We start from the raw sequence: 12,360 nt of genomic DNA on the forward strand, positions 1-12,360 counted from the left end.
TTCGGGAAGTTGTCTCATTCAGAGGAAAGGCATGTTTTCACTTGCGGAGTTTTATCCACGCGTGGTGTCCGACCATTGGCAAGGATCAATAACAGATACCTTGGGCAATCAGTTAAGTAGTGATACCTGCATGGCTTGCTTGGATACATTGACTCAGCTAGAGATGCCTCTGAATTTTGGCGACAAATGCTTGTTGGTTGTCGATAGCTCCGTCCACTCCATCGCCTGGATGCTGACTTTATGGAGCAAAGGCATCGTGGTTGTTCCGGTTAAAACTGGTATAGCAGACTCCGCCATCCATGCCATCGCCACTGATTGTAATGCTCGCTACCTGATTGAGGGCAGCCAGATCCAGTGCTTAGGTAATTACGTCGCCACGCCCAAGCAATTTGTGACCAAATACGCGCAGGCTGTCACCGGTGTCGACCTGGCTCTACTGATATATACGTCAGGAAGTACTGGAACACCCAAAGGCATTATGCTCACACATCACAATGTGATCACAGCGCTGTCGTCCATCAGCCAGTATTTAAACATCCAAGCAGACGACAGAATTTTATGCTTGTCACCGCTGTCGTTTGACTACGGCCTGTACCAGGCATTGTTTGCGCTTTATTGCGATTGTCACACCCTGCTGTCATCACAATCGTTTAATCCAATGGCAGTGATCAAGCAGTTAAGCAACGAGCGCATTACCTTGCTGCCGCTGGTACCGGCCATGGCGTCGGCGTTAGTGCGTTTGTTGCCGGTATTAAAGCCGGATTTATCCACGCTGCGCGGTATCACCAATACTGGTGGCCATCTGCCGCAAGCGGTGATTCAACGCTGGAAGGATTACCACCCAGAGTTAGACGTGTATGCCATGTATGGCCTGACCGAGTGCAAACGTGCTTTGTATTTGCCACCCGAGCATTGGCACAGCAAAGCAGGCTCGGTAGGCAAGCCCGTGCCTGGATTAGAGGCGAAAGTGTTTATTCAACAGGGCGACACCCATATTGAGGCCGCAGTAGGGCAAGTAGGCGAGCTGTATGTACGAGGCTCAGCGGTGATGCAAGCCTATTGCGACCCACAAGCACAAGGCGGTGCCAAGCTTCACCCGGGTGATTATCGCGATGATAACTGGCTGGCCACGGGCGACTTATTTTGCATTGATGACGATGGTTTCTTCTATTTTAAAGGGCGCTCAAAAGACCTAATCAAACAAGCAGGCTTTTGCTTGTACCCAAAAGATATTGAATCTGTGCTGGAGACCTGCCCACTGGTGGAGCTGTCAGCAGTGATCGCCGCACAAGATAATAATGGCGATGAGATTGCCGCCGCGATTATTCAATTGCAATGCAATGACAAAGAGCATCAACAGCAGTTTTCCGCCTGGGCACGTGAACATATAGACAAAGACTACATGCCGAGAGAAGTTCGCTTTGCTGACAGATTGGCACTCACCGACAACAGCAAAGTGGATAAACGCAAATTACAGCAAGAGCTCGCACAAGAATCGCAATAGCAGACATAACATAGATACTAATAACACCTACTTGCGGATGCCGACATAACCAAGTTATGCCATTAGCACGCCGGTATTTAGCCCGAATAAGGTAAAACAACATGCAATCTATTGAGCGACTGAAGCCAATGCTTCAGGAGGAGCCTTGTGCTCTGTCCACACCATGCTACGTCTATTCCGTATCTGCGGTGGAGCGTAATTTCAAGGCGCTAAAGCAGGCGCTCGGGACTCAATTGATTTATTCCTTCAAAGCCAATAGCAACCTAGAGCTGATGGTTCGCTGTGGTCATATTTTTACCGATGGCATTGAACTGGCCTCACAGGGTGAACTTGGGCTGATGGCCACCGGCAAAGCACCGCGTTACATCAACAACCCATCGGCCGATAAAAACTTTCTGCGCGCCGCCATTGCCAGCAAAGCGCAGATCATCATCGACCATCCGGCACAGCTAGAGGTGATGAAAGATTTTGTTGGCAAGCGCCCGATTGCACCGCTGATATTGCGTTTGAATCCGTGCGTATTAAGCGATTATGACCCACAACCATCGTTGCGCGCTAACCACTTTGGCATGGACTGGCCGCTGCTACAACAGGCCATCAATCGCTGTCAGCAGCTGCAACTGGAAGTCGGCGGCGTACATCTATTTACCGGCTCCTACCAATTTGAGCGCCATGCTATCAGTACCGCGCAAGCGGCATTGCAGTGTGTAGAGCGCATTCAACAGCTGCTCGACGGCCCGTTGAATTTTTTAAACCTTGGCGGTGGGTTCGATGAGCACTGGCAACAGAATGATTTCGATTTTGAGCAATACCGTCATCTGTTAGCCGAGTTCCCCAGCCATGTCACACTGGCACACGAAAGTGGTCGCGGCATTATGGCCAGCGCAGGCCACTTTGTGACAAAAGTGCGCTACACCAAAACCATTGAAGATCGCCACTATGCAATTTGTGATGGTGGCATGGCGCAGAATTTTCTATTAGCGCAAACCGAAAATACCTTCCGCCGTTATGCCCAGCCTACGGTAGTGCATAACACCACCCCCGCTGGCCACACTGGTACCTGGCTACTAGCAGGCACCTCATGCAATAAAGACGACCTTATTGGCCAGCTCAACGACGCCAGCATCGGGGTTGGGGATTTCGCAATATTTGCCGACTGCGGTGCCTATAACGCCAGTTACACCGTCTCTCCATTTCTCAATTTGCCCACCGCCAATACCTACATAGTGGAGTGACCATGAGCATTGCAACGACCCTGGGTCATTTTATTACACAACCTTTGTCCGCCGTGGCAGACGTGCCTGCAACCTTTGAGCAACTGTTACAGCGATCCGTGCTGCGCTTATTGGATGCCAACATGCTGATTGAGGACTCACTGCAGCCGCTGGCACCGGAGCGTGCTTCATCGGTGCAACAGCCACTGGAGCAGTTCGAACAAACCTGGGTTATCGATCAATTGATTGATTGCATCAAGCAAGAGGGGTTAGCCCCGCATTTTCATTCCATGATTGGTTTATTTGGCTCCATCATGATGAGCCTGACCGCCACACCCAGCCAGTTGCAACAAGTTCAAGACTGGGTTAATGACGGAATTTTTGGACATTTTTTAATGACCGATAAAGGTGGTCCATCGCTGGCTCACTGGCGTACGCAGCTGTATCAAGCCGACCATGAGCTGCGCCTTAAAGTGGACAAAATGCATGGTATTGAGGCCCACAAACTGGGCTTTGCCATGATAGTTGCTGCCCAGCCCGGCAAACCCTTTCCGGTCACAGTGATGTTGCCGCCAGAGCTGTGTGCCCAATTAAACCAGCGCGCCGTGGGCAACACGTATCTGGACGGCCATTTGCAACTGGGTAATTGCAGCGGCGAAGTAGCCGTGACCACCGACATGATGCTCAGCGGTGGGGGTTTAGGCAGTGTGAACCGCTTTTTAACTCTGGTTCGGCCACGCTTTGTTAAATCCTTAATGCATCATCTGCTGTTTCTTCATCAGCACAAGGAAGTCCACCTCGATCATCAAGATCAACATCATATCGAGTACCTAATTGGCGTCTGTCAGCGTCAATTAGAGAACAATCATTTCTCCATTCATAGCGTTAACCGGGTGCTGGCTACCAAGTTTGCCAGCAATGAATTACTGCTGAATCTGGTGATGGACAACAAAGTGGTACGCACCGAAGTGCAACGCGATCTGCTGGGCTTTAGCAAAATGGAAGGCAGCTCGTATCGTTGTTTTTTCGAGATCTACAGTAAGTTAAAAGGCCAGCGACTATGACACTGCGTTTAAAGGCGGCTGCATTTACACCTATTCCAACCAGCAGCGATGACAGTCATTTATCACTGCAGGAGCAGGCCCGTGCTCTGGCTGGATTGATGCATCAACATCATCAACAGCTGACATCTGAACAGTCAGAAGGCGAACCGCTCACTGGAGCAAGGCATTTTTTATGCTCCACCATGTTGGAACTGCCTTTTACCTCAGGGGCGCTGTCGCTTACTCACTTTCGCCACGCCGACGACCCGCTGGCACCCAGTAGCTACATCAATACCTACGAATGTGCCTCATGGGGCTACACGCTGAGATACTATTTAAGTCAGCTCAAACAAGCAGGCCAAAGCCAAGGGCAGTTACTGTTCAGTATTCTGGACGCCAACTTGATGGGACTGAGCTTCTGGCGCCAAAATGAAAACTGGGGCCACAGTGGTTTTGGCCTGACCTCGGTGTGGTTGGATGTTGAAGATGTCGATAGTGCACTGCAACATCTCGCCACCAGTTGCGCGCAAACCTGGAATGCTACACCCGAATTTGCCACTTTAATTCGTCGCCACACCAGCCAACGCGATGATATAACGCTGGGCTTGCCGTTCTTTCCCGATCATATACGCCAAATATTCGATAAATTATTGGCCGAGCAAACACGGCTGCCAGATCACCATGCACGCTGGGGCCATGTGTTTGGCTCCGACCCCTGGCTGGCCATCATCGAGCAACAACAAACTGCGCCCACTGAGCAGCGCTACCTGCCAGCTTCCATTGCATTAAATGGCTATTACTGTTGGGCCGAAGTATCTGTGGGTGCAGACAGTCGTTGTTATTTGAACGATGCTTTTCAATGGCCTCAGGAGCGTGTGGCATGCTGATACAACGGACTTTTGAGCTCACCGCCAACCCTTATCCACATACTGCAACGCTGGCACAAACCATGACTTTGCCATTGGTCACGCCACGTGATTTTGCCAGTGTGGCGGCATTGCCCGTCGGTGATGTGGCTATTTTACTCAACCATTCCGAGCATTACCGGCTATTGGAAGGTTTGCTACATACCGCATGGCAGCAACTGGAGACGCTGCAGGTATTAATGTCGATGCAAATGCCAGCCGGCGGGCGCATGCCACGCGCGTTTCTTGATCAGCGGGTATTAATGCTGCAATGCGTCGAGGATGAAGAAAGCCGTTGGCCCACCAATTCTGTCCCTTTATTGGTTATTGATAACGCACTGCCGCGGTATCCATTGGAAGCCGGCGACAATCGTTTAACACTGCGCCTGTATCATCCAGATGAAAATTGGGCCAATACCTGCCTAGACGTCTGCTCACAGTATTTATCGGCTCATCAGCTGGCACCCTTGCAAGACAGCAGCGTGAGCCAAGGAGCAACGGCTTGATGGACTTGTTCATTCGTCGCTCTTGGTTTTTGCAGCCAGCCAACTCCGAAGCACTTTCTTCAACCGCTTTATTGCAAGCGCTGGATCGTGAGTTGGCCAGCTGGAAAAACGAGGTGGATTTTCCCAGCTTTTGGTATTTGACCTCAGCGGCAGAAGTAAACGTATTGCTGGATGACAGTTTGCAAAGCTGGTTGAGCCAGCGCGCACAACCCGATTTGCAATTAGATTTTGTCGCCAGTGCCTGTACCAGTTGGCATGCCGCAATTCTCGATTTCGCCAGCAGCGAACAACAAGATGTGTTGGTGGTGCAACTGGAGCTAAATCAATATCGCCAGCAGGACTGCCTGGACAGCTTAGGAATTGGTATTCAGCCCGAGCAGGATGGTTTGTCCGTTGTAACCGGTATCGCCGTGTCCTGGCTTAGCAAAGTGGCGACTGCGTGTGATGAAGCGAAAATACTGGAGTGCGATTTGCTATCGCAACCCAGCGGGTTAGATGGGTTACTGCAGCTGATTCGTTTGGTGCGGCGTCGCCTAGCCACCGCACCAGATACACCTGTGGTGTCGTTTGATATTCACTCGCGCTGGGGGAAACAATTACTAAAAGGTTTTTCGCAGCAGGTCCGCCATTGGCTGACCAGTGTTGAAAGTGATCAACAGCATTTTCTCAGCATCAAACCACTGCGAGAAATGCACACCTATTTATTGTCTCAACAGCATCGCGAGATATGGATATTGACCCTCGGCGGCGGCGGTCGTATTGGCTGCTTGCGGTTAACCTCTGACAGCAACCACCCGCATGGGTTTATTCCCAGAGCCGTGCATCGTCAGCGCCTCACCCTGGACGCCAGTCTACGTCAGTTTCAGGCGGCACTGGCGGTTAAGGAACACAGTGCAGACGCCTTTTATGCCATGGTGCGAAGCGCCATGAGTTATCCACAAAAGCGTTTTCGCGGCCACCACAATCAAGTATTTCATTGGCACCCCAGCCACAGCTGGCAACAGCTACCACAGCACTATGGAGCTCAGTATGGAGAAGCGTAATTTCTATAAAGCCGACCTCAGGGACTTTGAATTTTTGCTGTGGGAGCAATTTCCTAAGTTCGCTGAAATATTAGCGCACCCGCGCTACTCGAAGTGCTCTGATGCTGACATCAGCACCATTTTGCAGCGTGGGCAGACATTTGCGTACCAACACCTGGGTCCCAGTTATCAGTCGTCAGATGAGCAAGGCTGTCAACTGATTGATGGCAGCGTACAACTACCGCGCGAGTACCCAGAACTGTGGCAGCGTTTTCAACAGGACTGGGGCGACTTAGCCAACGACGATCGTGACGATGCCAGCCCGCTGCCGCCGATGGTCATGCAAATGCTGTTAGAAATGTTTATGGGTGCACATCCGAGCTTTATGACCTATGGCGGCTTTTGTTTGCCATCGGCCACTTTGCTAGAGCGTTACGGCTCCGCGCTGCAGCAACAGTTATTCAAACATAAACTCGCGACGTCACAATGGACGTCCTGCTTGGCATTAACCGAGCCACAAGCTGGCTCCGATGTGTCGCTGGTCAAAACGCGCGGCAGCCGCCAAGAAGATGGTACCTATTTGCTGCAAGGCGAGAAGTATTTAATCAGCGCAGGCATGCACGATCTAACCGATAACACCGTCTATTTTGTGCTCGGCCGAGGCGAGCAAAGTGGTGACGGCACCTTCGGTTTAAGCTGTTTTATTGTGCCCAAATACTGGGTGGAAGAAGATGGTACACAAGGGGAGTTTAACCACGTCGAGTGCGTCGCCCTAGCCGACAAAATGGGCTTTAAAGGATGTGCCAATACGCACCTGACCTTTGGCAAAAATGGTCCCTGTCGCGCCTACCTGATGGGTGAGCGCGAGAATGTGGGTTTACTGCAATTCCTAACGCTGATGAACCAAGCGCGCATCAGTACCGGGGTGTATGCACTGGGAATGGCTTCATCGGCCTACCTAAACGCCCTGCACTACTCCAGTACCCGTTTGCAAGGTAAACGTTTTCAGGAAAGTTTTAATCCACGTGCTGATCGCGTGAATATAATTGAACACGCCGATGTGCAGCGCATGTTGCTGGAAATGAAGTCCAAAGTTGAAGGCTGTCGTGCTTTGATTGCCCGGCTAACGTTATCAGAAAGCTATCTCAGTATTTATCAGCAAGACGTAGACAAAGAGCAAGAGTGCACACATCATCAAGGTTTGATGAATCTGCTCACGCCAGTGGTAAAGGCCTATATTTCTGACCAAGCTTGGCGCATATGCGAGCTGGCCATACAAACCTGCGGTGGCCAGGGCTATTTAAAGCATACTGGTATCGAGCAGTACGCGCGCGATATTAAAGTGCTATCTATTTGGGAAGGCACTAACTTTATTCAAAGCCAGGATTTAATCCGCGATAAGCTGGGCATGGGAAACCAGAGCAAGCTGTATCGCATCTACCAGCAGCAAGTGGACGCAACATTAGCGCGTGCCAGCGATTTCCCAGCACTAAAGCCGCTGGTGGAGCAACTCACTCTATCCTATCAACACTTAGACCAGTGCCTGCAGCAGGTAGGCCAGTGGGTTAAAAGTAAACAGCTCGAGCGCATCCCCACTTTCAGCACACGTATTTTGCATCTTATGGGCGATGTCACCATCGGCTGGCTGCTGTTGGATGGTGCGATGGCTGCCACTTCAGCCCTCACTCAGGCCGATAAAAAACACAGCGATGCGTTTTATCGCGGCAAATTACACAGTGCGCAGTATTTTATTTTGAATGAACTACCGCGCAGTGCCTTTACCTTAGCGGTCGTCAGCAATGACGACGCATCTCACACCATGGCCAGCGAACAGTGGCAAGATTTAATTGCGGGAGTAAACGGCTGATGCAAACCTTTGACGTGATTATTATCGGTGGTGGCTGGGCTGGGTTAACACTGGCAAGGCAACTAAAGTTGGAGCAGCCGGCGCTAAAAATCCAAGTATTGGAAGCACGCCAGGGCTTTGCCAGCAAGGTCGGTGAGGCCACGGTAGAGATGACAGGGCATTATTTTCTAAAGCGCCTTGGCTTGGTGAATTATCTGTATCGTCGTCATTTGCCAAAAAATGGTTTGCGCTTCTTTTTTGACTCTCCACAGCATGACCGGCCGTTGGAGCAACTGAGCGAACATGGCACTACAGCCATTCCTCCACACCCCGCCTTCCAGCTTGACCGAGCGCGGCTGGAGGAAGACCTGATGCAGATGAATCGTGAACAAGGTATCGAGGTACTGCAAGGCGCCAAGGTAGTGGGTTGGACGGTGGCAGAAGGCCAACAAAAACATCAGCTCAGCTACCAATATCAGCAACAGGAATACACTCACCAAGCCAAATGGGTGGTGGACTGCTCTGGACGCCATCGGGTAGCGCGCAAACATCAGAAGTTGCATAAGCTCGACAACGTGCCGCAGAACTTTGCCGCTTGGGGACGTTTCAAAGACATTCAGGATATCGACTCACTGGGCAGTGCCCAGTGGCGGCAAAAAGCCTTTGGCCGCTTTTTATCAACCCTGCATTTCACCGGTGATGGCTACTGGGTGTGGTTTATTCCGTTAAGTGGTGGTTACACCAGCGTCGGTATTGTCGGCGAGCAAGCTAAGTTTGAACGCTGGCCGAAAAAACAAGATGAGTTCTTACATTTTTTAAATCAACACAGCGCCATTAAAGAGTTACTGCACGGCGCCGAGCTCATAGACTTTGAAGCCTGGGGGCAGTTGGCCTATCGCGCTGATGAGTTTCTTTTCCGCGACCGCTGGGCTACCTCTGGCTTCGCCGCTATGTTTTTAGACCCATTGTTCAGTGGTGGCGGTGATGTTATTGCCTTGTTAAATGATGCCATCAGTCAGCAGATTGTGATGGACTTTAACGAGCCTGATGACGACATCGCCAATCAGCGCCTGGCGCAGCAAGTACCCCAGTACAATCAGATGGCGAAAGAGTTCTATCAAGGGCTCTATGCGCACATTGCAACGATTTACCCGGTGCTGGACAGCGCTGAGTTGGCGAATGCCATTGCCGCTTACAACACCTCAGCGTACTTTGTTGAAATTGCCTGGGATTATATGGCCGACCACTATCGTGACCTTGAGTATTGGCAGCGTAAAAGCTACCTGCGCCGAGGCTACATGGCGTTGGAGTTGATGTTGCAACGCCAGATTTTGAGCGCTCGCCACACCATGCTGCAACAAGATCGCTATTTTGATCGCAATCATGAAGGCTTTTTTGAATCCGGCGCGGACCACTATAAATATTTCGTTTATTTAATGGGGCAAAGTGGTCGTGATGGCTGGCGTATCGACTTGCGAGTCAAGCTCTTTACTGAAGTCTTCTTGCGTATCACTCAAGCAAAGCTGGACCTGCCAAATCTTGCCCATCGACGTGTTGTACAACAGTGCTTCACCCTAGTGGATATCTTAAAAGCACCCTTATTTGATGAGCAGGATTTACCACAACTACTGTGCCGTTTAGGTGAAAAAATCAGTCAGTGGGTATCTGAGCAATCGGACAACGAGTTTCAAGTTACCGTTGAGCGGCATTCGTTCCATTCCAATCAGGTGGTGGTAACCAGTGATACAGATGTAACACAGCAGCAGCTCGACAAAGCGCAGCACCTAGCCAATCAACTGTGGCAGCAAACGGATGAATTTATCGCCATGCCAAGCATGGTGCCGGTATTTCTGGCTTTCGCCCGTGAACAGCCGGACGCCATTATGGACAGCGTTGTCGATCAGCGTCTGCTGTTCGATCCGGCACACCATCACACTCACGAGCAAGCTGACACCGCCACAGACGATGTTGAGGTGGCATTGTGATTACTTTGCAGTATCAGGCACGGGATAAAACCACACTGGCCTACCGCTGGTTTCCGCGCGCAGATGCAGAGCAGCGCGGCCTTGGCCCAGTGTTGGTGTGTTTGCATGGCGCCACGATGAATAATTTACGCTATGTGACCCTAGCACGCAGTTGTCAGAACAAAGGCATTTCGGTGTGCTTGCCGGATTGGCGTGGTCACGGCGATAGCGAGGGGAAGCCCGGCGACTTGGACTATCCCCAGCAACTGCAGGACGACTTAGCCGATTTGCTAAAGCACTTAAAAGAATTGGGCGCCGAACGTTTAATCATTGGCGGTCACAGCGCCGGTTCGCTGGTGGCTTTGGGCTATATCGACAGCTATGGCTGCGACGACATTGACGGCTATTTTGCCATTTCACCGCCACTGTCGAAAACCGATGAAACCCGTCGTTACGACTTTTCAGGTGCAGCTATGCAATATTTGGCACGTTACTGGCGGCGCCAATCGCGTCATCGACCGATGTCCGACGAAGCCGCGCGTTATTTACCTAAAATAAAAACGCTGCGCTATTTGTTAGCCGCTTGGCTACCATTCCTTCGTCATCAAGTGGTGATGCAATTTCCCACCATGACAGCGCGCCCGATTCCAAACGATACGCGTGTATACGACTACACCTACACATTGATCAGTGCTTACAGCCACACAAATTACCCAGAGCTGTTTGGCAAGCTGACCGTTCCTTGCCGCTTGTTAGTGGGTGAGTTGGATGAAATTATTGAGCCGGATTTGGTCGACCACATTCACCGGTGGTACATACATCCGCAATTGGACTGTGCCAGCCAGGTCATTCCTCGCAGCCATCATATGTCGGTCATTATGCCTGCTGGGCATGTTTTAGCCGCTTGGCTACAGCCTTGGGCTGAGCAGCGGGAGGCAGCGTAATGAATGCCTATCAGCCCATCACTATTCGCCCCGGCGAATCGCTGGAGCAGGTTCAGCGCCACGTGGAAGCCAATCCTGCCTACAAGGATCAATTGGTCATTATCCTCACCGCTGAGCAGTTATTCATTTGGCAAGGTGTTGAGCACACATTGGCCTGGTACCTTGATACACGCCAAGCGACGGCTTTTATCTCCACACAGGCGCCCGAGTACGCAAGCCACACTGCGGTGGATGAATCCATTTTGGATGAAATTGGATTTTTTGGTTTTGCTTTATCCAACAACACCTTGCTACACCATGTGCAGCGTATATTTCCCGAACATTGGTACAAGGTCGAGGCAGAGAATTACCAATGTCAGAATGCCATTGCATTGAGCGGGGATACTTCCACCCTCGATCTTGCGCAGCCGATTGTTCGTGACCTGGTTAATGGTCAGTTGGCAGCTGTGACTGGCCCTGCTGATCAGGATACCGCTATGAATGCGGGCCGAGATGCAGGCCCAGATACCGACGCAATCGAATACACACTGCTGTCTGCACTGCCCGCCTGTTCACGCCAAATGCTCGCTCCGGTGACCACAGCGTTATTCGCGCAACTGACTCTGGCAGCAGAGCTGTGCCCAGCGCCGCAGGTACAGCTGGCAATCAATAATAGTTCAGCCGAACATCTGGGTATTCAGTTGAACATCGGCGACTGGTTTACCCTATTTAAAAATCGACGCAAGCAACTGCGCCAGCGTGTAAAAGCAGTTTATCAACAGTTAGCTGAGCTCAGCCCAGGTGCCGATCGCAACCGGCTGGATGAATTGGCTTGGAAGCACTTTGGTTGGCCACAGCTACAGCACCAATTGCGAACAGTGGTGCAAAGCCAAGGTAAAGCACTGTTATTAACCTTAGACAGCACTGCTGCTCCAAATTATGCCTTTCGGGTACACAGTCGTCCCATAAATAATATTTTGGAAAGTTTCCAACGGCTATTTTTTTACGCCTGCTCTCAGCTACGGCAGATGGGCTTCTTTATGCCACCGCTGATGAGTAATGCATTGATAAAACCACAACTAAAAAACACTCTGGCCAACAATCCGAGTCTGCCGATGCTGACATTAACACTGGATTATTTGCTCAGATTTCAACACCCAATAGGAGACGATCATGACTGTAACCTTAACTGAAAAGCTGGACGAGCTGTGCACACAAGTGGCTCAGATGCTCAACAAAGATAGCGTGGATGCCGACACCCCGATAGCCGAGCTGGGAGTCGATTCACTCAATATTGTCGAGGTAATTTTGATCTGTGAGCAAATCTACCCAGGTGTTATGAATCCTGAAAATCTGGTCTTTGATGAGCATACGACACTGCGTGAAATGGATCAGCAACTGCTCGAAAACTCAGTCGAATTTTAACGGAGAAA

Annotated in this window: 11 protein-coding genes; all 11 read left to right on the forward strand. The window is 50.8% G+C overall.

The annotated features are described in order from the left end of the window. Positions 1-31: 31 nt before the first annotated feature. The 11 genes from CHH28_RS02850 to CHH28_RS02900 all read left to right on the forward strand — a co-directional run bounded on the left by CHH28_RS02850 (position 32) and on the right by CHH28_RS02900 (position 12,352). On the forward strand, positions 32-1,504 hold the full coding sequence (locus tag CHH28_RS02850; protein ID WP_094058881.1) for a class I adenylate-forming enzyme family protein: 1,473 nt from the start codon (positions 32-34) through the stop codon (positions 1,502-1,504). A gap of 101 nt (positions 1,505-1,605) precedes the next feature. Beyond that, complete coding sequence (locus tag CHH28_RS02855; protein WP_094058882.1) at positions 1,606-2,739, forward strand: amino acid decarboxylase; 1,134 nt, start codon at positions 1,606-1,608, stop codon at positions 2,737-2,739. A gap of 2 nt (positions 2,740-2,741) precedes the next feature. After that, a complete protein-coding gene (locus tag CHH28_RS02860; RefSeq protein ID WP_094058883.1) occupies positions 2,742-3,782 on the forward strand; it encodes a hypothetical protein in 1,041 nt (346 codons plus the stop codon). Next, positions 3,779-4,648 carry a hypothetical protein gene (locus tag CHH28_RS02865; protein WP_094058884.1) on the forward strand — a complete coding sequence of 290 codons (870 nt, stop codon included), beginning with the start codon at positions 3,779-3,781 and terminating at the stop codon, positions 4,646-4,648. Before CHH28_RS02860 ends, CHH28_RS02865 begins: the two co-directional genes overlap by 4 nt. Continuing rightward, the gene (locus CHH28_RS02870) at positions 4,642-5,172 is read left to right on the forward strand and encodes a hypothetical protein (RefSeq protein WP_094058885.1); all 531 of its coding nucleotides are present in this window, start codon (positions 4,642-4,644) and stop codon (positions 5,170-5,172) included. Before CHH28_RS02865 ends, CHH28_RS02870 begins: the two co-directional genes overlap by 7 nt. Further along, the gene (locus tag CHH28_RS02875; RefSeq protein WP_157729741.1) at positions 5,169-6,215 is read left to right on the forward strand and encodes a hypothetical protein; all 1,047 of its coding nucleotides are present in this window, start codon (positions 5,169-5,171) and stop codon (positions 6,213-6,215) included. Before CHH28_RS02870 ends, CHH28_RS02875 begins: the two co-directional genes overlap by 4 nt. Then, the gene (locus CHH28_RS02880) at positions 6,202-8,061 is read left to right on the forward strand and encodes an acyl-CoA dehydrogenase (protein WP_199243992.1); all 1,860 of its coding nucleotides are present in this window, start codon (positions 6,202-6,204) and stop codon (positions 8,059-8,061) included. The genes CHH28_RS02875 and CHH28_RS02880 overlap by 14 nt, the downstream gene beginning before the upstream one ends. Further along, positions 8,061-10,025, forward strand: a complete 1,965-nt coding sequence (locus tag CHH28_RS02885; RefSeq protein ID WP_094058888.1) for an NAD(P)/FAD-dependent oxidoreductase — start codon at positions 8,061-8,063, stop codon at positions 10,023-10,025. The genes CHH28_RS02880 and CHH28_RS02885 overlap by 1 nt, the downstream gene beginning before the upstream one ends. Beyond that, on the forward strand, positions 10,022-10,948 hold the full coding sequence (locus CHH28_RS02890) for an alpha/beta fold hydrolase (protein ID WP_094058889.1): 927 nt from the start codon (positions 10,022-10,024) through the stop codon (positions 10,946-10,948). Before CHH28_RS02885 ends, CHH28_RS02890 begins: the two co-directional genes overlap by 4 nt. Next, a complete protein-coding gene (locus CHH28_RS02895; RefSeq protein ID WP_094058890.1) occupies positions 10,948-12,120 on the forward strand; it encodes a hypothetical protein in 1,173 nt (390 codons plus the stop codon). Before CHH28_RS02890 ends, CHH28_RS02895 begins: the two co-directional genes overlap by 1 nt. Further along, positions 12,101-12,352 (forward strand): acyl carrier protein, encoded by a 252-nt coding sequence (locus CHH28_RS02900; protein WP_094058891.1) that lies wholly within the window; start codon positions 12,101-12,103, stop codon positions 12,350-12,352. The genes CHH28_RS02895 and CHH28_RS02900 overlap by 20 nt, the downstream gene beginning before the upstream one ends. Positions 12,353-12,360 lie beyond the last annotated feature (8 nt).

It is taken from the genome of Bacterioplanes sanyensis (assembly GCF_002237535.1).
In the GTDB taxonomy this organism is placed as follows: domain Bacteria; phylum Pseudomonadota; class Gammaproteobacteria; order Pseudomonadales; family Oceanobacteraceae; genus Bacterioplanes; species Bacterioplanes sanyensis_A.